Genomic DNA, 20926 nt, shown 5'->3' on the forward strand with positions numbered 1-20926 from the left:
GCCCTGGTTTGCCCATTCGGCAGTGGGGGCTTATCCCATCATTCGACATAAAAGAGAGAAGAACCTTGAGCAAGAAAGCAGTTTTGGGCGTCCTGGCCGCAGCCATCGTGGTGGCCTACGGCGGCAGCACCTGGTACGCCGGGTCGCAGGTCAAGTCGCGCTACGACAGCGCCTTCGCAGAGCTGCCCAAGCAGACCGCGCTGGTGCGCGTGATCGAGCGCCAGTACGAGCGCGGCTTTCTCGGCGCCGTCAGCACCGTGACCCTGGAGATCGGCTGCGCGGCCGATGCAACCGCAGCCACCCCCGCCACCCCGGCCAAGCCGGCCGAAGGCGAGCAAGCGGACGCCGACGACGACGAAGAAGAAGCCGACGCCAAGCCGCCCAAGCCGCTGCGCATCACCATCCGCGACACCATCCACCACGGCCCGATCGCCGGCGGCTCGCTCGCGGCCGCCACCATCGACAGCGAACTGGTGCTCGACGCCAAGACCCAGGACGACCTGAAGAAGCTGTTCGGCGAGGCCAAGCCCCTGACCTCGCACACCAAGGTCGGCTTCGGCGGCGCCTTCACCACCGACCTGGTCGTCGCTCCCGCCAAGCTGACCGAAGAAGGCAAGGGCCAGTTCGCCTGGCAAGGCGCGCAGGCCCGCATGGAAGTGAACGCCGCGCGCACCCAGGTGCGCTACGACATGACCATGCCCGGCCTGGACTTCAGCGACGCGCCCACCGGCACCACCATGAAGATGGGCAAGCTCACCGCCAAGGCCGACATGGACAGCAGCGCCGGCTGGTTCCTGTCCACCGGCAAGACCGAGGGCAAGCTCGACACGCTCGAGCTCGTCGTCAGGAAGACCGGCGGCCCGCTGGGCGCCTCGGCCGTGCCGGCCGACACCCCGCCCAAGATCGTGACCACCGTGCTGCTGCAGGGCCTCGACCTGCTCGGCGAAGCCAGCATCAAGGACGGCCTCTACGCGTCCGGCGGCACCGTCAAGGGCACCGGCAAGATCGGCGAGACCAAGATCGACAAGTTCGAGCTGACCAGCAGCGCGCGCCGCATCCACGCCGCCACCTACAAGAAGCTGGCCGACGCCTGGATGCAGTCCAGCGCCGTCAACGGCTGCGGCAAGGGCGGCAGCAAGGCCGCGCAGGCCGCGATGCAGGCCCTGGCCGACCAGCTGGCCCCCGACCTCAAGGCCATGGCCAAGTACAGCCCTGAAGCCGGCATCGACAAGATGGTGGTCGAGATCGACGGCAAGCGCGGCGAGATCAGCTACATGGCCGGCATGGCCGGTGTGACCGACGAAGACCTGCAACTGCCCGGCACCGCCTTGCTGATGAAGCGCGGCGCGCTCAAGGCCAATGCCCGCCTGCCCATGAAGTGGCTCGAGAAGCTGGCCGAAACCGGCGCCGAGAGCGGCCAGACGCCTCCTCCCGAAATGGTGGCCGGCCTAGTCGAGCAAGGGGAGGAAAAGGGCTTCGTGAAGCGCGACGGCGACGACGTGACCGGCCAGATCGAGTTCACCGAAGGCAGCCTGAAGATCAACGGCAAGCCGCTGGGCGCGCCGGGCAACTAGCGATCTCTCCCTCCCCCGCTGGGGGAGGGCCGGGGTGGGGGCACGACGGCCTCCCCGGAAAACACAGCGCCTGATCGAAGGCCTGCCTCCATCCCAACCTTCCCAACCTTCCCCCAGCGGGGGAAGGAGCAAAGCAATTCAGCGGCTCACACCAGGCACTGCTCCAAGCCCTGCTCCAGGATTTCGCGCGGCAGCTCGATGCCGATGAACACCATGCGGCTCTGGCGCGCTTCGTCCTTGCCCCATTCCGGGCCCAGGTCGCTGCCCATCAGCTGGTGCACGCCCTGGAAGATCACCTTGCGCTCGGTGCCCTTCATGCTCAGCACGCCCTTGTAGCGCAGCATGCGCGGGCCGTAGATGTTGACGATGGCGCCCAGAAAGTCTTCCAGCTTGGCCGGGTCGAAGGGGCGGTCGGCCTTGTAGACGAAGCTCTTCACGTCGTCGTCGGTGTGGTGATGGTGGCCGTGGCCTTCGTGCTTGTGCGAGGGGTGGTCGCAGGCCTCGCCATGCGCGTGGTCATGGTCGTGATGATCGTGGCCGTGGTCGTCTTCCTTCAGGAAGTCGGGGTCGATGTCCAGCTTGGCGTTCAGGTTGAAGCCGCGCAGGTCGAAGATGTCCTTCAGCGGAACGTCGCCGAAGTGCGCCTTCTGCTGCGGCGCGCGCGGGTTCATGTGCTTCAGGCGGTGGATGAGCGCCTCGGTTTCCTCGGCCGACACCAGCTCGCTCTTGCTGATGAAGATCTGGTCGGCAAAGCCCACCTGGCGGCGCGCTTCCTGGCGGTCGTTGAGCTGCTGCGGCGCGTGCTTGGCGTCCACCAGCGTCAGGATCGAGTCGAGCAGGTAGCTCTCGGCGATCTCGTCGTCCATGAAGAAGGTCTGCGCCACCGGGCCGGGGTCGGCCAGGCCCGTGGTTTCGATGACCACGCGGTCGAAGTCCAGCAGGCCCTGGCGCTTCTTGGCGGCCAGCAGCTGCAGCGCTTCGCGCAGGTCTTCGCGGATGGTGCAGCACACGCAGCCGTTGCTCATTTGCACGATCTGCTCTTTAGACTCCGTCACCAGGATGTCGCTGTCGATGTTCTCTTCGCCGAACTCGTTCTCGATGACCGCGATCTTCTGGCCGTGGGCCTCGGTCAGGATGCGCTTGAGCAGCGTGGTTTTGCCCGAGCCGAGAAAGCCGGTCAGGATGGTCGCGGGAATGAGGGCCATGGGGGGAGTGCTCCGGAAGCGGAAAACAGGAAAAGAGCCGAAAAAGGCGTGGCGGGAAGTTTAGCCAATGCCACTGAGTTGCGTTGGCGAAGGGGTCAAGGAAGTGTCAGACCCTGTGTCAGAGCGGCTTCCTGACCACCACCAGCCCCTTCAGGTACTCGCCCTCGGGGAACTCGATGGTCATCGGATGGTCGGGCGCCGCGCCCAGGCGCTCGCTGATGTAGCCGTCCACCCCCGCGTCCAGCCCCGCCGAGGCCACGATCTTGTGGAACAGGTCGGCGCCGATGCCGCCCGAGCACGAGAAGGTCAGCAGCACGCCGCCCGGCTCCAGGATCTTCAGCGCCAGGCGGTTGATGTCCTTGTAGGCCCGCGCGGCACGCTCGGCGTGCGCCACGGTGGGCGCGAACTTGGGCGGGTCGAGCACGATGGCGTCGAAGGTGCGGCCCTGGTCGACAAACTCGCGCAGCAGGGTGTTGACGTTGGCGTCGAGAAACTCCGTCTTCACCCCCGAACCCTCGCCGCCGAAGCCGTTGAGCGCGACGTTGGCGCGCGCCAGGTTCAGCGCCGGCAGCGACGAATCGACCGACACCAGCTCGGCCCCGTCGAGCGCGCCCGCGGCCTTGAGCCCGGCCAGCGCCGCCACGGTGAAGCCGCCCGTGTAGCAAAAGCAGTTCAGCACGCGCTTGAAGCGCCGGTGCTTCGCCAGCTCGGCAAAGCGCTGGCGGCTGTCGCGCTGGTCGAGATAGAAGCCGGTCTTGTGGCCGGTCGCGATGTTCAGCCCCAGCCGCCAGTCGTGCTCGCGAATGGCGATCTCGGTGGCGCCCTCCCCGCGCAGCCAGCCCGTGACGGGCTTGAGCCCTTCGCGCTCGCGCCCGCTGGCGTCGGAGCGCTCATAAAGCCTGGTGAGGCCCGTGGCGGCGAGCAGCGCATCGGCCAGCACGTCCTTCCAGCGCTCCACGCCGGCCGAGAGAAACTGCGCCACCAGCACCCCGTCAGGTCCGCTGCCGTAGCGGTCGACGATCAGCCCCGGCAGGCCGTCGGCCTCGCCGTGGACGATGCGCACACCGTCGCTCTGCAGGTCGAACAGGCTCCGGGCCTTTACTGCGCGCACGCACACCGACGCGAGAAACGCCGCGTCGATGCGCTGCGTTTCGACAAAGCTCCACGCCCGCGCGCGGATCTTCGATTCCGCGCTGAACGCGGCCCAGGCCAGGAAGGCGCCCTCGTGCGATTCCACGCGCACCGTTTCGCCGGAGTCGGCGCCGCCGCGCGCAATGGCCGATTCGAAGACCCAGGGGTGTCGGCGCAGGAGCGAGCGCTCCTTGCCGGGTTTGAGGCGAAGGGTTTTCATTTTTGATAAATCTTTGCTGGCAGTTCCGGCGTCCACAGTGACGGAAACGTTGATCACGATCCCACGTGCGAAACTACGTTAGCTACACAGCGCTGGATACTTGCCACCCGGCATTTTCAGCGACATTCGAATCCGAAAGGCCCTCAAGGTGAGCGCTCCAATTTTTCTCAACCGCGTCGTGCTGCGAAACTATCGAAGCATCGGCAGTTGCGACGTCGGTCTCGGCCCGCTGACGTATCTGGTCGGGGCAAATGGCTCCGGTAAGAGCAACTTTCTCGATGCGCTTCATCTAGTGGGCGATGCCTTGACAGGATCGTTAGACAACGCGTTGAACAAGCGAGGGGGCTTATCTGAGGTCCGCAGACGATCAAATGGGCATCCAACTCATTTTGGCATCCGGTTGGAGTTTGTGCTGAACGACGGCACACCAGGTCACTACGCGTTCGAAGTAGGAACACGTCAAGGGCTCGGCCACGAAGTGCAAACTGAAGAGTGTGCGATCGGTGGAGTTGGAAAGGGTCCATTCTTTCGAATCGAGCGTGGCGTCCTCAAACGAAGCAGCGAGCCCACCTTTCCAGCGGTGACTTCGGACCGTCTCGCACTGGTCAGCCTTTCAGGCCTCACCACATTTCGTCCTGTTTTTGATGCTCTGACGTCAATGGGGTTCTACAACTTGAACCCAAAGTTGATGCGAGAAATGCAGAGCCCTCAAGACGGTCGGCTGCTCAAGCCTGTGGGAGAAAACATTGCCAGTGTCATTGGGCATCTTGAAAGATTCGCACCCGATGCCATGATTGTGATCCAAGAGTACTTGCAAACTGTGGCCCCCATGGTTCAGGGCGTGGAACGAAAGAAAATTGGTCCGATGGAGACTTTGGAGTTTCGCCAAGACATGGCCGGCTCGAAGCATCCTTGGCGCTTCTTGGCGCAAAACATGTCGGATGGAACACTGCGCGCACTCGGCGTCTTAACAGCTCTATTTCAAAGCAATCGAGACTACGCGCCTTCGCTGATAGGAGTTGAAGAGCCGGAAACCGCACTTCATCCAGCTGCTAGTGCAGCATTGCGAGAGGCATTGATTCGAGCATCCAAGAAGACTCAAGTGATAGTGACGAGCCATAGTCCGGACCTCTTGGACGACAGAAACTTGGATGCAAGCGCGCTTCTAGCAGTCGTATCAGAAGGCGGAGAAACCAAGATCGGTCCGCTGGATCTTGCGTCACGCGAGTCGATGCGAAACCATCTTTTTTCTGCGGGCGAGCTCTTGCGCATGAATCAATTAGTCCCTGATCGCACGATCTTGGAAGCACAGAGTCAAAAACAGGTCGAGCTATTTGGGCGAGTCGCATCTTGATCAACGTAGCTTGCATCGTTGAGGGCGACGGTGAAGTGGCCGCTGTGCCTATTTTGCTTCGTCGACTATGCGAATGGCAAACACCTGAATTGCCCGCACGGATACCTGCACCAATTCGTGTCTACAAAGATCGATTTTTGAACCGAGAGGCAGAATTCCGTAGGCACTTGCTGCTTGCGGCGGCGAAGTGTGAAGATAACGGCTGGGTGCTGGTGTTACTGGATGCCGACGACGATTGCCCCGCCACCCGTGGCGCCGAAATTCTTAGACGTGCACAAGAAATCGTGCCCCATCGCCAAGTCTCAGTAGTGCTGGCAAATCGCGAATATGAAGCTTGGTTCATCGCCGCAGCGCCGTCTTTACATGGAATGCGCAACTTCGTTCTTGACAACCCAATAGATGCCGCCGCCCCTGAGATTCCAAGGAACGCCAAAGGTTGGTTAAGCAGAAGAATGGGCGGAGCGGGGTACAACGAGACAACTGATCAGCCTGCATTTTCAGCGCGCATGGATCTTCAACAAGCATTTGATTCAAGTCGCTCATTCAAGAAACTGTGCAGCGAATGGCACAAGCATCACCGCGGCTAGAAACCCCGTAGAGCCATTTCTCGCAACTCTTAATTTTCTTTTTTTGCTTTAGCCCGCGGATGGGCCTGGTCATAGACCTTGGCCAGGTGCTGGAAGTCCAGCCGTGTATAGATCTGTGTGGTCGCGATGCTCGCGTGCCCCAGCAACTCCTGCACCGCGCGCAGGTCGCTGCTCGACTGCAGCACGTGGCTGGCGAACGAATGGCGAAGCATGTGCGGGTGCACCGGCGCGGCCAGGCCGGCCTTCAGGCTGCGCTCGCGCAACAGCTTCCACACCGCTTGCGACGACATGCGCACGCCCTTGGCGCTGATGAACAGGGCCGCGGCCGCCTGTGGGTCGCGCACCTGCGCCACGGTGATGGCCGCGCAGTTGCCGCGCACCGCGAGCCAGTCGCGCACCGCCTCGGCCGCCTTGCTGCCCAGTGGCACGATGCGGCGCTTGCTGCCCTTGCCCAGCACGGTGGCCTCGCCCGCGTCCAGGTCGATCCAGCCGCGCGCCGTGTGGCTGGCCTGGGCGTCGAGCCCCGTGAGCTCGCTCACGCGCAGGCCGCAGCCGTACAGCACCTCGACGATGGCGCCGTCGCGCGTCTCGGTCCAGGGGTCGGCCTCGGGGTCGTACAGCTCGGCCAGACGCACCGCGTCGTCCACGCCCAGCGCCTTGGGCAGCGGCCGGCCCGCCTTGGGCGCATGCACGTCCTGCACCGGGTTGAAGCCGATCAGGCCTTCATGGCCCAGCCAGCGGTAGAAGCTGCGCCAGCACGACAGCACCAGCGCAATGCCGCGCGGCTCGCGCCCGGCGCTGTGCAGCCGGGTCATCCAGCGGCGGATGTGGGCGGTCTGCACGCGGTCCAGCGTCAGCCCGGCCTCGGCCGCGTTGTCGGTCAGCGCCTTCAAATGAAAGGCATAGAGCTCGACAGTGCGCGCCGCAAGCCGGCGCTCCACGCGCACATGCGCGAGGTACTTGTCGATCCAGCCCGAATCGGCCGGAAGCGCGGCTTCAGAAGAGGAATCCACGGAAGGCATTGTTCACGATGGCCGCCGGCTCGCGCAACGCGCCCTTCGACAACGGCCCCAGCGCGTTCCAGCACGAGGTGGGCGCCGCCGCGTACTGCACGTCGAAGCTGCGGTCGAAACCGCTCATCTTCACCAGCCGCTGCACGCGCCACAGGTGGAAGGGCTCCGACACGATCACCACGCTGCGCACCCCGGCCACCTGCAGCAGCGGGAGCGACAGCGACAGGTTCTGCCGCGTCGAGGTAGACGCGGGCTCCAGCAGCATCGGCCCGGCAAAGCCCTGCGCCACGGCGCGCTCCTGCATCACCTTGGCCTCGATGCGGCCGTCTTCGGAATCCACCCCGCCCGTGAAGGCGAGCTGCTTGACGACGCCGGCCTTGGCCAGCGCCACCGCCGTATCGACCCGGCCCGACAGGCACGGGTGCGGCTTGCCGTCCAGATAGGCGCGGCTGCCCAGCACCAGCGCCGCGTCGGCCACTCGCTGCGGCGGGTTGGCCAACAGCTCTTCGGCCTGCCACCACACGAAGGCCCCGATGGCGGCGTACGCCAGCACCCCGCCCAGCAGCACGCCAGCCAGCAAGACCTGCAAGCGGCGCCGCAACCCGCGCGGACGGCTCAAGGACGCAGCCGCGACAGTCCGCCCGAGGCCAGCTCGGCGATGCGCTCCAGAAAGTCGGTGCCCATCTCGGCGTTGAAGCGCTGCGCGTCGGGCGACGCCAGCACCAGCATGCCGAAGGCCGGCGACTCGGCGTCGGCACGCAGCGGAATCAGCGCGATCGACTGGGCCGACTTGGGCTCGGGCAGCCAGTCGGCCGCCTCGAAGCCCGAGTTCAGGCCGCAGTACGGCGAGGTCAGCGAAGTGGCCAGTGCCTTCACGTCGTCGCTCACCCACTGGGCATAGGCTTCGTTCAGGTATTCGCTGCTGCAGTCCCACACCTTGATGGCCGTCTGCGGTACCAGGAACAGCGACTGCAGGTCGACCGCGATGCGGTACGGCAGGCTGCGCGGGTCGCGCGTGGTCAGTAGGCCCTTGGTCCAGCGCTGCAGGCGGTCGGCAATGACCACGTTCTCGGTGCCGTGGCGCACCATGTCCATCAGGCGATGCTCCAGCGCCTTGATCTTCTCGCGCAGCATCTCGGCCTGGCGCTCCTGAAGGCTCACGGCGCGGTTGCCGTGCGGGCTGGTGAGCTGCACCTGCGCCAGCAGCTGGGCATGGCGCTCGAAGAAGTCGGGGGTGTTCGCCAGGTAGTTGGCGATGTCGTCCTCGGTGATCGGGTTCATGGCGTTGGCGTCGTTGTTATTGGAGGAGGAAGTCATGTCAAGTCGGGAACCTCGATGTCGCCTTCGAAAACCGTGGTGGCCGGGCCCGTCATCAGCACCGGCTGACCCTCGCCCTGCCACTCGATCGTGAGAATGCCGCCGTGCGTCTGCACGTCGACCCTGCGGTCCAGCAGGCCGAGCCGGATGCCCGCCACCACCGCCGCGCAGGCACCCGTGCCGCAGGCCAGCGTTTCGCCGGCGCCGCGCTCGAACACCCGCAGCCGGATGTGCGTGCGGTCCACCACCTGCATGAAGCCCGCGTTCACCCGCTGCGGAAAACGCGGGTGGTGCTCGATGAGCGGGCCCTGCTCGGCCACCGGGGCGGTGTCGACGTTGTCGACCACCTGCACCGCGTGCGGGTTGCCCATGGACAGCACCGCTACCGAAACGATAGCGCTGCTCGCATGTGTACCAAGGGCAAGGTGCCACTTTTCCCATGAACCGTCGGGCTGCGCATCGAGCCCGGCCGCATCGAAGGGCACGCGCGCGGGCTCGAACACCGGCGCGCCCATGTCGACCGTCACGCGGCCGTCGGCGCCCATGCGCGGGGCGATGACGCCGGCCAGCGTCTGCACGCGCACTTCGCTTTTGTCGGTGAGCTTGTGTTCGCTGACGAAGCGCATGAAGCAGCGCGCGCCGTTGCCGCACTGCTCCACCTCGCCGCCGTCGGCGTTGTGAATGACGTACTGGAAGTCGATGCCTTCCGCGGGCGATGGCCTCACGGTAAGGATCTGGTCGGCGCCGACGCCGAAATGGCGGTCGGCCAGAAAGCGGTATTGCGCGGCGCTGAGGCCCAGCGTGCCGCGTGTTTCGTCCAGCACGACGAAATCGTTGCCGGCGCCCTGCATCTTGGTAAAGCGGATTCGCATCTCGGGATTATCGCCACCGGCACCGCCCTTTACGATCGCAGGCCCAAACGAGACCCCGAGGGAGAGGCCTGCATGAACCACTGGAAAGCGCTGGAACCGTTGATCGTCGAGGACGCCCTGCGCGCACTGCGCGAACTAATGGCGCAGAACCCCAACGACCGGTTCTACGTGGCCGCCTTCCATGGTGTGTACCGCGAGTGCGACGGCGTCATCACCCTGCCCTCGCTGGGCGCCAACGCGGTATCGGCGCGCGAGAACGAAGACCAGTCTTCCGACGACTTCTGGGACGCCGACTGGAACCCGGCCGACTGGGCGCACGAGTTGGTCGATTTCGAAAGCGACGCGCTCCAGCAAGCCGCCGACGCCGCGGACAAGACCGCCCGCCAAGGCTCGCGCGCCGATTGGCTGCAGGCCGAGAAAGACTGCTTCGACATGCTGGTGTCGGCCTCGCAAAAGGTGCGCGAAGCCCTCGGCGACGCGCCCCAGCTCACGCCCGACTTCGTCATGTTCGTGAACGACGAGGAATACGCCACCGCGCTGGCCCGGCGCTGCCTCGGCGATGCGACTTTCGAGCGCATCTTCCAGAAAGACGCCCGCGACGACCGCGAACGCGCCCGCGTGGCCGCGCTGCCTGTCGCCGAGCGCGTCGAGTTCCTGGTCGCCCGCCTGGACCGCGAAGTCGGCGCCATCGGCTCCGAAGAAGCCAGAAAGCAGCTGGCCGCCATCGGCGCGCCCGCCGTGCCCGCACTGCTCGCGCGCATGGGCGACGGCAAGGGCAAGAGCAAACGCGGGTGGGACAGCGCCCTGCTGCTGGGCGCCATCGGCGTGGCCACGCCCGAAGTGCTGGACGCGCTGAAGACGCAAATGGCGAAATCACGCGACGAACCCGCTCGCGCCTGGGCCGCGCGGGCGCTGGCGTACCTGGGGCAGAGCGACTGGCTGCTGGCGCTGCTGGCGCAACAGCCACAGCACGCAGACAGCCTGCCGGACGCCGCCAGGATGGCCGTCGAAGGCCTGTGCGCGCCCTACTCGTCGTTTCGCGACCCCACACCGCTGCCGCTGGACTACGGGCCGCTGCAGGCCTTGCTCGAGGGCCCGCCCGCCACGGTCGCCCTGGCGCTCGACATCCTCAGCCCCGGCAGCGGCTACTGCGCCCTGCGCCCCGGCGAGGTCGACGAGGTGTTGCGCGGGCTCGCGTCGCCGCACGCCTTCATGCGCCGGCACGCGGCCAACCTGTGCTGGGAGCGCGGCGCGGGCAGCGCCGTCGGCCAGCGCGTGCTGCCGGTGCTGGCCGAGCGCCTGCTGAAAGACGACGATGCCGACGTGCGATGGACGGCCGCCATGGCCATCGGCGAATGGAAAGCCGAAGGCTTGCCCTGGCATGCGGCGGTGGCACACGCTGCGCAGCACGACACCGACGAGCGCGTGCGAACCGCTGCGCAGTCGGTGCTGAAGGGCGAGGACTAAGCCGCGCGCAGCCTGTAGAGCGCCTGGTCAACAGCGACGGACCCAAGGTTTTTCTCCCTCCCCTCCCGAGGGAGGGCTGGGGTGGGGGCCAGCGGCGTACCCACCAGGCGCTCTGCCTGCCCCCATCCCGGCCTTCCCCCAGAGGGGGAAGGAGCAAGGCAAATGCAAACGCAAACGCGTCGCCGGCTACAGCACCTTCACCGCACGCCCGATGAACTGGATCGGCCCGGTCGGCCGGTCGGTCGGCGAGCCGTTCTCGGGCTCCAGCGTCAGCTCGAACAGCTGGTTGGGCTCCAGCGGCGGCAGCTTGTCGATGGGAATGCGCAGCGTCTGGCCCTGCTGCTTCACCAGGCCCAGCGACACCGGGCCGCGCCACTGGTCGGCCTTGGTCCAGAACTGCAGCGTCTTCTGCGGCGGCACCTCGAAAGTGCCCAGCGGCACCAGGCTCAGCTGGCGCGACGAACTGGTCTGGATCACCCAGCCGGGCGCCTTGTCCTGCGGGGCGACCAGCACCACCATGTACTGCGGCGAAGGCAGCGGGCGCGTGACCATCACGGCCACCATCAGCGCGGCAGCGGCGAAACCGCCGGCGGCCAGGCCGCGCCACAGGTTCAGGTTGTTCCACCAGCTGGCGAGGCCAGATGCGCGCGCCGGTGCGGCCTTGGGTGCCGCGGCGCTGCTGGCCACAGGCCCGAGGCTCTGTTCGATGCGCGACCACAGCGCGGGCGACGGCTCGACCGGCGGCGCGAGCGCGGTCAGCGGCAGCAGGCGTGCTTCCCAGGCCTGCACGGCGTCGCGCAACGCGGGCTCGGTGCGCATGCGGGCGTCGACCGCGGCGCGGGCACTGGCCGACAGCGTGCCCAGCACGTACTCGCCCGCCAGTGCGTCGATGTCTTCGAAATCTTTGCTGATGCCGTTGCCAGGGGTCGTGCTCATGCCATGCACTCCCGCAGCGTGCGCATGCCGCGCTGAATCCACGACTTGACCGTGCCCAGCGGCGTTTGCAGCCGCTCGGCAATCTCGCCGTGCGAGCAGCCTTCCACGTACGCATACAGGATGCAGTCGCGCCGCGCCGGCTCCAGCCCGCCCAGGCAGCCTTCGAGCTTGCCCAGGTCGGCGCGCAGCTCGAACGGGTCGGCCGACGAGGCATAGGCCGCCAGCGCGGCCTGGTCGTCGATGACTTCCGCCGCCTCTTCGCTCACATGCACCTGGCGCGCGCCGCTGCGCACCATGTTCAGCGCGGCATTGCGCACCACGCTGTAGATCCAGCCGCGGCCTTCGCCGCGGGCAGGGTTGAAGCTTTCGGCGCGCTGCCAGATGCTGAGAAAGGCGTCGTGCAGCACGTCTTCGGCCTGCTGGCGCTGGCGCACGATGCGCAGGGCCACGCCCATCAGGTAGCGGCCCTCGCGCTGGTACAGCTGCTGCAGGGCCTGGCGGTCGCCGCGGGCGCAGGCCATGAGAGCGGCGTCGTAGTCGAAGGGTTCTGCGGCGGGCAAGGTCGGCGGCGGGGGGGTGGGCAAGGCCCCGATGGTAGTCGGACCCGGCGGCCCCGCCGCGCATTCACCCCCGGATCAGGACGCCTTCCAGAAGATGTAGTCAGCCTGGTACTGCACGACCTGCTTCTGGCCCTTGGTGGCCGGGGTGCAGGGCATGGCCGCAGGTGCCACGCCGCCTTGCAGGGCCACGCGCTGGATGTAGGTCACGCCGGTCATGGCGCCCGAGCCCATGGCGGGGTTGGCCTTGACGAGCTGGAACGGCAGGCTGGTCGGGCCCGACGGCGCAACGGCCAGCTGCGTGGCGGTCAGCTTGGAGCCGTCCATCGATTCCCAGGTAGCGGGCGGGCCGTAGTACTTGCCGACCTGCTTGCCGCTGCGGTCCATGAGCTTGGCGTCGGGGCCGACGAACACCCATTCGGTCTGGCCGGGGGCGTTGGCCTTGTCGCGGCATTCGTAGGTGATGTCGCCCTTGCCCACGGTTTCCATGGCGACCTTGTTGCCGGCCGGCACCTGGATGGTGGGCGGCAGGCTCGACTGGTTGAACGTGGGGGCCATCGACATCGAGCCACAGGCCGTCAGGAAAGCTGCGGCGGAAACGGCGCCGAGCACGGCGATCGAACGGGTGGTGTGCATGGAATTACTCCTGGGGTTGTAGAAGGTCAGCAGCTCCTCGCTGCTGAGGGGTCTACACGCCAGGGGCGCGTTCGGATGCACCCGATGCGGATATTTTTTTCTGCGCGAGTGCGCCGGGCCGCCCGCCCCTTCAATACAGGTACACCGCCCCCGAATTTGGCGCGGCGTTGTCCGACTGGTCGCCCCCGATGCCCGTCGCGCTGCTTGCCTCCCAGATCGCCGAGACCGCCAGCGTCGTGCCGTACGCCGACAGCGCCAGTCCGTAGCCGAAGGCATCGCCGCTGCCCGGGTTGGGGGCCTTCACGAAGGTCTTCAGCTGCCACGCCGGTGCGCGCTTCTCGAAGAGCATGACAGCGCCCGATTGGGCCCCTGCTGGCACCATGCTGCCGTTCACGCCAGCGGACGCCGCGCCGTCGACGAAGCTCCCAACGGCGATCAACGAGCCGTCGTCGGAGACCGCCGTGCCGTTGGCGCCGAAGCGGGCCTCCTGCTGCGGAAAGGGCGCGGAGATGCGCTGCTCCAGCTGGTAGCCCGCGCCGACCCGGCGGTACACGTACAGCGCGCCGGCCGCCGTGTAGCCGGCGTCTTCGTCGCGGGCTGCGCCCACGGTCACCACGTCGCCGTTGCCCGACATGGCGACGGAGCCGCCGAACCAGGCGCCGGCCGCCGACGCGGGCGGCGCGAGGCGCGTGTTCAGGGTCCATGTTCCGGGGCCGATGGCCTGCCTGTACACGTACGCCGCGCCGGCCTTGGCGAGGCCGCCCACGTCTTCGTACTGCGAGCCGACCGCGATCGTGCCGCCGTCCAGGGAGATCGTGGCCGAGGCGCCGAAGAGCGAGCCGCCCTGGCCGCTCGGCGCGTCGATGCGCTGCTCCAGCGCCCACTGGCCCGCGGTCCTGCGGTACACATAAAAATTGCCCGGCCCCGTGACGCCGTACTCCGACACCACGGCCGCCGAGCCGTCGCGCGACACGCTCACCGCCGCGCCGAAATCGCCGAGGCTGCGAGGCGCCGTTGACGTCCACGTCTCGCTGTGCGTCCACCCCTGCGGCCCGCGCAGGTACACCTCGACCTGGCCACCCGGAATGGCGCCGCTCTGATTGCGCCCTGCAAGCAGGGTGCCCTCGCCCGACAGGCTGATGCTGCCCGGCGCGGCGTCGGGCCACACCAGCGTCTGCGTCCAGCGCCAGCTGCCCGCGTCGTTGTTGTAGAGGTGGACCGCGTTCGCCAGCCTGTCGGCCACGGCCATCACGAGCCCGTCGGGCGTGAGCGCGACGGCGTTGCGGCCCTGGCCCAGGCTGGAGCTGCCCAGGAGGCCCGCCGGCCGCTTGAAGTAGCCGATGGCCTGTGTCGCGTCGGGCAGCACCGGCGCCGACCACGGGCTGCAGCCGTTGGCGTTGCAGGCCTGCAGCGCATAGCGGTAGGCGGCGGGCGGCGCGGTCAGTACCAGGTTCTGCCGCGCGTAGGTGGTGCCGGCAAGGTTGCCGGCCAGCACGCTGAAGACGCCGCTGCTCGTCGGGTCTTCGCCGAGCCGGTAGTACGTGGCCTGGGGCACCGCCGCCCAGCTGAACAGAAACGCCTTGGGCGCATACGCCACCGAAGGCACCGCGGGAACGGGCGGCGGCGCGAGCGCCGGGTCTGCCACGCAGGTCGCGGCGATGGCCGTGACCGGCGCGGTGGCGATGCCGCTCGCGTCGGCCAGCGTGCAGAGCTGCCCCGCCGGCTGCGTGCGCACCGTCACGTCGAAGGCCGCGCCATGCGGCAGCGCCTGCGCAAAGCTGAAGCCGCCGTTGGCCGACACGCTCAGTTCGTCGGCGCCGTTGTTGCGCAGCACCAGCGTGCCCGAGGCGGCCAGGCCACTGACCGTGCCGCCGATGGCGTAGGTCTGCGCGGCACAGACCACGCGCACGTCGCCCACGTTCGCGCCGGCGACGGTGCCCTGGGCCGCGCTGACGGCGCAGGTCTGGCCCTCGGGTTGCTTGGCGACGGTGACGGCGTAGGGGTTGCCGGTGACGACGCCGGTGGCGAAGACGAAGGCGCCATCGGCCATGAGCTTCAGGTCGTCTTTGTCGTTGTTGCGCAGGACGACGGTGCCTGCAAGGCCGGTGGCGGTGCCGCCGATGGTGAAGCTGGTGGGGGGAGCCGCAGGCGGCGGGGAGACGATGGGCAGGAAACCGGTGCCTGCGCCGCTGCCACCGCCTCCGCCGCAGCCGGCGATGAACAGGGCTGCCAGTGCGGTACCAATGCGCAGGGCACGCCTGGTCCGGAGGTGGCTTCGCACCGACTGCTGTTGTTCCATCTGCGCAACCCTTGTGTCAATTTTTGTCGCTGGCGATGGTATGTCAGGGTGGGGGGGAAGGCCATACCCGAGAACAGGTAGCTTTGCTTGTCGGGCGCTCGTTGGGAGGCCTGTTGTTCAGGGCGGGTGCACAGGACGCCGGGTACTCCCCTCCGCGAATGTCCCCCGCTTCGCTCCTCCTTTATTTCGCTGCGGGGAGCACCCGACGCCCTGTTCACACGCGGCTGGTGTGCGGCCAATCAGCAACCGCCTTGAACGAAACCGCTACCAGCGTGACAAAGTTCAGGCCGGTTGACACTGGGCCACAGTGTCATCGGCCGCATCCTTCTAGAACCCCCAGACCACAACTGGGAGGTTCCAAGATGATGCGAAAAATTCTCGTGGTCGGCGATCCGCCGGCACCCGGCGGCCGGGTGCTGCCGTACGACGGGCCGATGTTCGATCTGTATGGCCACCGAGCCGCGCTGATCGGCGGCAGGGCGTATTGCGAGGGGTGCAACAGCGTCGGCATCATCGCCAAGGCGGGTGGGCCGCGGCGGGCGCTGTTCATATCGGAGGTAGCGCTGGAGGGCGACGTCGTCCTTTGCCACTGCCAGGTACCGCAGCCGCTGCTTTCTGTGCTGCAGCAGACGGCGACATACGACGATGACGATGCGAACGCGCTTGGAGCAACCACCTATGCCGCAGCACTTGCCACCGACGCAGCGACCACTCCGGGACTGGAGATGGCCGCGTTCAAGAAGACGGTTGACGCCGCCGTCACCCACCCACCGGAGGCCGAACAGACCGAGAACATCTGCCCGAACATGACCAACAAGGAGTTCGCGACCTCGACTTTGAAACTGCGCGACATGGCAGTCGACTACATCACAAAGAAACGTCTCCCCGAACTGGAGCGTTGGGACGAGGAAGCCCAGGCTCGCGTCAGGATGTGGTTTGGCATCGCCGACCAGAGCACGCGTGAACACCTGCGCAAAGGCTTGGCGGCATGCGTTCGCGTGCTTCAGGGACTGGAATGGAAAAACTTCGTTCGCTTCACAGCGAGTGGAAAGTTGGTGACCTGCGTTATGGACAACGGTCGCGGCACCGTTGCGGCGGTATGCAAGCCAGACACAGCGACCCACACCATCGCGATTGCGCTGCCCTACTGCGAGTTCGAGCACGACAACCGCGTCATCTTCGGAACCGACAAGGTTCGCGACGGCGACTCCAGACTCTTGACCTTGATTCATGAGGTCACGCACTTCGACGACACATTCAGCGCGAACGACACGTGGTACGGCACGGCCAAATCAAGAAGTCAGGTCAACAGCCAGAACCTTGAGGCGCTTCGGGTCAACGCAGACAGCATCGCCGCCTACATTCTTGGCGTTGATCCAAAGGCTTCCAAATGAACGGGCATCGGCAAACCATTCGGGGGTGCCTTTTCGCATCTCTCGCTGTATTGCTCGCACCAGCCGCACTGGCCTGCAGCCCGATCAGAAGCATCGGCGTCGTCTTCGAGCGGAACTCCGCAACGGTTCCGGCCAAGGAGGTTCTCAAACTCGCAAACTGGACTGCCGTGCTCCGCACGCAGTATCCAAATCGCGAATCGCTTTTCTTGACGACGCAAGCTGCATTCGGCGAACACGACGCGAGCAACCTGGGGGTCAGGCGCGCCAGAAATGTTGCGAGGGTCATCAAGGAAGACCTGCAATTCGACGTGCGGGAAGTCAACATTCCCACCAAAGGGTACGTCGCCACCATGCCTGCGCCAGCGGGAAGCAACTTGGTGAAACGCGTCGATATCGACTTTTTGCCTGCATGCCCCCACGAGTGTCCGTGCCAGAGGGGCGACCCGCTCTACAACCCGCTGGATCAACGTCGATGAAAGGTCGAGCCATTGCCCGCCTGGCACTGATCCTGGTCTGACGTCAGGCGATTGCGCTGGAGTAGCGCGGGTGGTCGGAGCAATGGGAGTCAGGTGGGGCAGCCGGGCGGGCCGGCTGCCTGAATGCTGGCGCTGCCGCTGCGTCAGCGCGCGTGAAGCGCGACGCCTCGCAGGGCGGCTTGCACGGCGCCGGTCGTGGCGTTGATGGCTTCGATGCGGGCCATCAGCTTTTCGTTGAGCAAGCCGAGCAAGGCGCTCAGTTGGGGGCCGCTCGGCTCCTCGCTGTCGGCAGAGGCGCCGGTGTCTACGAGTTTTTCCAGCGCTGTGTAGGCGTGCATGACGCCGTCGAGGCTGTCGGCGTCGTCGCAGGCTTGGATGACGAGGTCGTTCAGCTCGGTTGCGGGGGAAGTGGGACGGGCGCTGGGTTGCGCGGGGGCGGATGCAGATTCAGCCATGGGAGGCCTTTCAGAACTTCGGTTTTGCAACAACCGCCGCACCCGCTTCCAAACGGTGGCGGCAGCTCGAACGGGTTGGAAGACCGGGAAGCTCTGACGAGAACCGGCAAGGCTTGCGCCTTCCCGTTCGAGCCGCCAAAACTGGAGGCGCAAACAGAAAAGCCGCAGACCATGTGCGGTGACTGCGGCTTTCGACGCAGAACTTCGACGGGCTTCCAAACCCGGCCGCGTTTTTTCGCGGCGAAGAGCAGTATATACAGACGAACGGGTAAGTCAGCGGACGCGTCTTAGCCGTCTTCTTGCAGATACACGCATGATTGATGTGGACCCCCCGGTTTTTGGGGTAGACAAAACAAGCACAAGCATGTAACGATCCGTTGTTCATTAAATTTAGTGTGTTAACGCGCGCCGTCCCATTCTGGACAATAAAGTAAAACACAGCTGGAGGAATCTCGTGCCAAAAGTAGTAGTTAAAGGTGAGTCTGAACTAGGCCTTGAAGCAGTGGATCAATTACTTGTTCTCTGCGAAGAAGTTATGCGTGCAACCCCGGCTGGAGCGCAAAGATTTATTGAACCCGCTCCTGGCGTTTTACTTCGCGCCAAATCAAGCCAACATCATCTAGTGTTTGGCAGGCGTGGATCGGGAAAATCCAGCCTTTTAAGAAAAATGGCGGCAGATTTGACCGTCACGCGTCGTCCAATAGCATTTGTAGATATGGAGACATTTAAAGGTCACTCCTATCCAGATGTGCTAATTAGTGTTCTTATAAAGAGTCTTCATGAGTTCAAGCATTGGCTAGATAGCGCGGCTACCGCACCAGCATCAAAGACGAGTTTTTGGCGAAAACTGTATAACGCGATTCCCACTCGCCCGCCATTTAAGCGCGACAAGACCTCTCTACTATCCAATGAGCTCAAATCCCTAATCGATGCGCTGGAGCACCAACTCACACAACCCGAATCCAGTGAAAAGCAAACAAAAACGACCAATTCGTCGGAAAAAAATCAATCGGTTGAAATTGAGCTTGGCAGTGATGTCAGCGCCATAAAGACAAAATCCAAAATTGCCGGAAGCAAAAAGGCCGCCGACAGTACAGAGGAACAGTCGAAATATGTTTCACACAAAGTAGAGTATCTACATCAAAACATTCTGCGCTTTCAACGCTTTTTCAAAGAATTATCCGGCTTGGCAGATGGTCCGTCATTTTTGATATTGGACGATCTGTATCACATTCGAAAATCCGATCAAGCGAAGGTGATAGATTATTTTCACCGAGTTGCAAAGGGAAATTCTCTATGGCTGAAGATAGGCACGATCAAGCATCGCAGCCAATGGTATGAACACTCTGATCCGCCGATCGGAATGAAGTTGGGCGACGATGCAAAAGAAATCAATCTCGATATTTCTCTTGAGAAATTTTCCACGCTGCGAGATTTTCTACGAAAAATTCTCTCCAATTTGATGACGGAAAGCCCTCCAGTCACGATGAAGGGGCTAATAAATCCGACCGCCATTGACAGGCTAACAATTGCATCTGGCGGTGTAACGCGGGATTTCATCGGAATTTTTGCTTCTTCGATATCACAGGCAAGAAATCGCGACAAAGACCATCATCGAGGGCAAAAAATTGGTGCTGAGGACGTTAATCGCGCAACTGGAGAATATGCACCCCTAAAAGAAGAAGAGTTTAAAAGAGACACTGATTCCGAGCGAGCATTTTTAGAGGAGGCCTTGCAGTCACTAGTAGCGTTTTGCACGGAAAAATCAAAATGCAATGTTTTCTTGATTTCCCAGAAGCTCGCCGGCCCCATTAGAGAAGCTATTGATCAGCTTATTGACTTGCGCTTGATTCACCCCGTGAAATCCCGAGTAACCTTGAAAAAAGGGGCGTCCGGGGAGTTATACGAGGCATACATGTTGGATTTGAGTCAATACACAGCAGCCCGCAAAGTGCATGAGTTTCAAATCGTAGACCTTAGCGCCGCCAATAAAGATGAATCAATTAGAAAATCATCTTTGATTTACGAAGGCTAACCCCCCAAAAAAAACGCTCAACGTGCGCTTATTTCGCCTCAAATCTATTATTGATTTGAAGTCAACTATGTTCTCTGCGCACAGGCCTTAATCCGCAAAGGTATCCGCAAGACACTCCTCCTCACCCAAGAAGGAGTGCCCCATGCCAATCGCCCTACTAGCGCTGACCCTCAGCGCCTTCGCCATCGGAACGACCGAGTTCGTCATCGTTGGCCTCATCCCCACCGTCGCTGCCGACCTCGGCATCGGCCTTCCCTCCGCCGGCCTGCTGGTCAGCCTCTACGCGCTGGGCGTCGCCATTGGCGCGCCGGTGCTCACCGCCCTCACGGGCAAGCTGCCGCGCAAGGCGCTGCTGCTCGGGCTGATGGCGCTGTTCACGGTCGGCAACCTGCTGGCGTGGAAGGCGCCCAGCTATGAATCGCTGGTGGCCGCCCGCGTGCTCACGGGCCTGGCGCACGGCGTGTTCTTCTCCATCGGCTCGACCATCGCCACCGGCCTCGTGCCCAAGGAAAAGGCCGCGAGCGCCATCGCGGTGATGTTCACCGGCCTCACGGTGGCGCTGGTCACGGGCGTGCCGCTGGGCACCTTCATCGGGCAGCACTTCGGCTGGCGCGAGACCTTCCTGGCCGTGTCGGCGCTGGGCGTGGTCGCGTTCATCGGCAGCTGGATCTTTGTGCCCTCCAACATCCGCCACACGCCGCCGGCCTCGCTGGCGCAGCAAGCCAAGGTGCTGGCCGAGCCGCGCCTGCTGCTGGTGTATGCCAAGACGGCCATCGGCTACGGCGGCTCCTTCATTCCGTTCACCTTCTTGGCGCCCATCCTCACGGACGTGTCGGGCTTCAGCGCCGGGGCGGTGGGCTGGGTGATGCTGGTGTACGGTGTGTCGGTGGCGGTGGGCAACATCTGGGGCGGCAAGCTGGCCGACCGGCTGGGGCCGGTGCCGGCGCTGAAGATCATCTTCGCGCTGCTGGCCGCCGTGCTGCTGGTCTTCAACTTCGCGGCGCCGCACAAGTGGCTGGCGCTGGTGGCGGTGCTGATGTGGGGCGCGGTGGCCTTCGGCAACGTGCCGGGCCTGCAGGTGTACGTGGTGAAGCAGGCCGAACGCTTCACGCCGCAGGCGGTGGACGTGGCCTCGGGCCTGAACATCGCGGCCTTCAACCTGGGCATTGCCCTCGCAGCCTGGGCCGGCGGCCTCATCGTGACGCACCTGGGCCTGATGCACACACCCTGGATCGGCGCGCTGGTGGTGCTGGTGTCGCTGGGCCTCACCTACTGGAGCGGCGCGCTCGACCGCCGGGCCGGCATTCCGGTGCGGGCGTCGGGGCCGATGCCGGTCGGGCACTGAGCCGCCTCTCTGCTTTTTTTCCTCATCTTTTTTTTCAACGCACAAGGACAACA

19 protein-coding genes are annotated in these 20926 nt (G+C 64.7%); 8 read left to right on the forward strand and 11 right to left on the reverse strand.

Annotated features, from left to right (window positions below):
- Window positions 1–65 precede the first annotated feature (65 nt).
- Window positions 66–1574 (forward strand): YdgA family protein, encoded by a 1509-nt coding sequence (locus tag AC1DJH_RS20310; RefSeq protein ID WP_478186921.1) that lies wholly within the window; start codon window positions 66–68, stop codon window positions 1572–1574.
- Between the two features lie 146 nt (window positions 1575–1720).
- Here the strand turns inward: AC1DJH_RS20310 and AC1DJH_RS20315 are convergent, their stop codons facing one another.
- Together AC1DJH_RS20315 and AC1DJH_RS20320 are read right to left on the reverse strand one after the other, a co-directional pair.
- Window positions 1721–2779 (reverse strand): CobW family GTP-binding protein, encoded by a 1059-nt coding sequence (locus AC1DJH_RS20315; protein ID WP_435486234.1) that lies wholly within the window; start codon window positions 2777–2779, stop codon window positions 1721–1723.
- A 118-nt stretch (window positions 2780–2897) separates the two neighbouring features.
- On the reverse strand, window positions 2898–4130 hold the full coding sequence (locus AC1DJH_RS20320) for a class I SAM-dependent rRNA methyltransferase (RefSeq protein ID WP_478186922.1): 1233 nt from the start codon (window positions 4128–4130) through the stop codon (window positions 2898–2900).
- A gap of 148 nt (window positions 4131–4278) precedes the next feature.
- On the opposite strand from AC1DJH_RS20320, the gene AC1DJH_RS20325 reads away from it, so the two are divergent.
- Window positions 4279–5484 carry an AAA family ATPase gene (locus AC1DJH_RS20325; RefSeq protein ID WP_478186923.1) on the forward strand — a complete coding sequence of 402 codons (1206 nt, stop codon included), beginning with the start codon at window positions 4279–4281 and terminating at the stop codon, window positions 5482–5484.
- Complete coding sequence (locus AC1DJH_RS20330; protein WP_478186924.1) at window positions 5481–6071, forward strand: DUF4276 family protein; 591 nt, start codon at window positions 5481–5483, stop codon at window positions 6069–6071. Before AC1DJH_RS20325 ends, AC1DJH_RS20330 begins: the two co-directional genes overlap by 4 nt.
- Window positions 6072–6100: 29 nt before the next feature.
- Here the strand turns inward: AC1DJH_RS20330 and AC1DJH_RS20335 are convergent, their stop codons facing one another.
- Genes AC1DJH_RS20335 through dapF form a run of 4 tightly spaced genes read right to left on the reverse strand, consistent with a single transcriptional unit; the run spans window position 6101 to window position 9273 of the window.
- Window positions 6101–7093 carry a tyrosine recombinase XerC gene (locus tag AC1DJH_RS20335; RefSeq protein ID WP_478186925.1) on the reverse strand — a complete coding sequence of 331 codons (993 nt, stop codon included), beginning with the start codon at window positions 7091–7093 and terminating at the stop codon, window positions 6101–6103.
- Window positions 7068–7703, reverse strand: a complete 636-nt coding sequence (locus AC1DJH_RS20340) for a YdcF family protein (RefSeq protein WP_478186926.1) — start codon at window positions 7701–7703, stop codon at window positions 7068–7070. The genes AC1DJH_RS20335 and AC1DJH_RS20340 overlap by 26 nt, the downstream gene beginning before the upstream one ends.
- On the reverse strand, window positions 7700–8401 hold the full coding sequence (locus tag AC1DJH_RS20345; protein ID WP_435438046.1) for a DUF484 family protein: 702 nt from the start codon (window positions 8399–8401) through the stop codon (window positions 7700–7702). Before AC1DJH_RS20345 ends, AC1DJH_RS20340 begins: the two co-directional genes overlap by 4 nt.
- Complete coding sequence (gene dapF, locus AC1DJH_RS20350) at window positions 8398–9273, reverse strand: diaminopimelate epimerase (RefSeq protein WP_478186927.1); 876 nt, start codon at window positions 9271–9273, stop codon at window positions 8398–8400. Before dapF ends, AC1DJH_RS20345 begins: the two co-directional genes overlap by 4 nt.
- A gap of 72 nt (window positions 9274–9345) precedes the next feature.
- On the opposite strand from dapF, the gene AC1DJH_RS20355 reads away from it, so the two are divergent.
- Window positions 9346–10740 (forward strand): HEAT repeat domain-containing protein, encoded by a 1395-nt coding sequence (locus AC1DJH_RS20355; protein WP_478186928.1) that lies wholly within the window; start codon window positions 9346–9348, stop codon window positions 10738–10740.
- Between the two features lie 186 nt (window positions 10741–10926).
- Here the strand turns inward: AC1DJH_RS20355 and AC1DJH_RS20360 are convergent, their stop codons facing one another.
- From AC1DJH_RS20360 to AC1DJH_RS20375, 4 genes are all read right to left on the reverse strand, one after another.
- Window positions 10927–11676, reverse strand: a complete 750-nt coding sequence (locus AC1DJH_RS20360; RefSeq protein WP_478186929.1) for an anti-sigma factor — start codon at window positions 11674–11676, stop codon at window positions 10927–10929.
- A complete protein-coding gene (locus AC1DJH_RS20365; protein ID WP_435486459.1) occupies window positions 11673–12197 on the reverse strand; it encodes a sigma-70 family RNA polymerase sigma factor in 525 nt (174 codons plus the stop codon). The genes AC1DJH_RS20360 and AC1DJH_RS20365 overlap by 4 nt, the downstream gene beginning before the upstream one ends.
- Before the next feature lie 114 nt (window positions 12198–12311).
- A complete protein-coding gene (locus AC1DJH_RS20370; RefSeq protein ID WP_435438041.1) occupies window positions 12312–12869 on the reverse strand; it encodes a DUF3455 domain-containing protein in 558 nt (185 codons plus the stop codon).
- A 130-nt stretch (window positions 12870–12999) separates the two neighbouring features.
- The gene (locus AC1DJH_RS20375) at window positions 13000–15168 is read right to left on the reverse strand and encodes an FG-GAP repeat protein (protein WP_478186930.1); all 2169 of its coding nucleotides are present in this window, start codon (window positions 15166–15168) and stop codon (window positions 13000–13002) included.
- A gap of 362 nt (window positions 15169–15530) precedes the next feature.
- Between AC1DJH_RS20375 and AC1DJH_RS20380 the strand changes: the two genes are divergently transcribed.
- On the forward strand, window positions 15531–16562 hold the full coding sequence (locus AC1DJH_RS20380; RefSeq protein WP_478186931.1) for a M35 family metalloendopeptidase: 1032 nt from the start codon (window positions 15531–15533) through the stop codon (window positions 16560–16562).
- A gap of 50 nt (window positions 16563–16612) precedes the next feature.
- Window positions 16613–17038, forward strand: coding sequence for a hypothetical protein (locus AC1DJH_RS20385; protein WP_478186932.1), 426 nt, complete (start codon window positions 16613–16615; stop codon window positions 17036–17038).
- Between the two features lie 143 nt (window positions 17039–17181).
- Here AC1DJH_RS20385 and AC1DJH_RS20390 read toward each other — a convergent pair whose 3' ends face one another.
- Window positions 17182–17493, reverse strand: coding sequence for a hypothetical protein (locus tag AC1DJH_RS20390; RefSeq protein ID WP_478186933.1), 312 nt, complete (start codon window positions 17491–17493; stop codon window positions 17182–17184).
- A gap of 454 nt (window positions 17494–17947) precedes the next feature.
- Here AC1DJH_RS20390 and AC1DJH_RS20395 point away from each other — a divergent pair, with 454 nt between their 5' ends.
- Both AC1DJH_RS20395 and AC1DJH_RS20400 read left to right on the forward strand, forming a co-directional pair.
- Entirely contained in the window at window positions 17948–19528 is a 1581-nt protein-coding gene (locus tag AC1DJH_RS20395) for a hypothetical protein (protein ID WP_478186934.1), read from the forward strand.
- A 142-nt stretch (window positions 19529–19670) separates the two neighbouring features.
- Window positions 19671–20873: an MFS transporter gene (locus tag AC1DJH_RS20400; protein WP_478186935.1), complete on the forward strand. Its 1203-nt coding sequence runs from the start codon at window positions 19671–19673 to the stop codon at window positions 20871–20873.
- Window positions 20874–20926 lie beyond the last annotated feature (53 nt).

It is taken from the genome of Variovorax sp. 10N412, from assembly GCF_056394985.1.

What these genes read in the sequence shown, in the direction of transcription:
- AC1DJH_RS20315 (WP_435486234.1), bottom strand. Translation starts at nt 2,779, where the DNA reads ATGGCCCTCATTCCCGCGACCATCCTGACCGGCTTTCTCGGCTCGGGC.
- AC1DJH_RS20320 (WP_478186922.1), bottom strand. Translation starts at nt 4,130, where the DNA reads ATGAAAACCCTTCGCCTCAAACCCGGCAAGGAGCGCTCGCTCCTGCGC.
- AC1DJH_RS20335 (WP_478186925.1), bottom strand. Translation starts at nt 7,093, where the DNA reads ATGCCTTCCGTGGATTCCTCTTCTGAAGCCGCGCTTCCGGCCGATTCG.
- AC1DJH_RS20345 (WP_435438046.1), bottom strand. Translation starts at nt 8,401, where the DNA reads ATGACTTCCTCCTCCAATAACAACGACGCCAACGCCATGAACCCGATC.
- dapF (WP_478186927.1), bottom strand. Translation starts at nt 9,273, where the DNA reads ATGCGAATCCGCTTTACCAAGATGCAGGGCGCCGGCAACGATTTCGTC.
- AC1DJH_RS20355 (WP_478186928.1), top strand. Translation starts at nt 9,346, where the DNA reads ATGAACCACTGGAAAGCGCTGGAACCGTTGATCGTCGAGGACGCCCTG.
- AC1DJH_RS20360 (WP_478186929.1), bottom strand. Translation starts at nt 11,676, where the DNA reads ATGAGCACGACCCCTGGCAACGGCATCAGCAAAGATTTCGAAGACATC.
- AC1DJH_RS20365 (WP_435486459.1), bottom strand. Translation starts at nt 12,197, where the DNA reads ATGGCCTGCGCCCGCGGCGACCGCCAGGCCCTGCAGCAGCTGTACCAG.
- AC1DJH_RS20370 (WP_435438041.1), bottom strand. Translation starts at nt 12,869, where the DNA reads ATGCACACCACCCGTTCGATCGCCGTGCTCGGCGCCGTTTCCGCCGCA.
- AC1DJH_RS20375 (WP_478186930.1), bottom strand. Translation starts at nt 15,168, where the DNA reads ATGGAACAACAGCAGTCGGTGCGAAGCCACCTCCGGACCAGGCGTGCC.
- AC1DJH_RS20380 (WP_478186931.1), top strand. Translation starts at nt 15,531, where the DNA reads ATGATGCGAAAAATTCTCGTGGTCGGCGATCCGCCGGCACCCGGCGGC.
- AC1DJH_RS20390 (WP_478186933.1), bottom strand. Translation starts at nt 17,493, where the DNA reads ATGGCTGAATCTGCATCCGCCCCCGCGCAACCCAGCGCCCGTCCCACT.
- AC1DJH_RS20400 (WP_478186935.1), top strand. Translation starts at nt 19,671, where the DNA reads ATGCCAATCGCCCTACTAGCGCTGACCCTCAGCGCCTTCGCCATCGGA.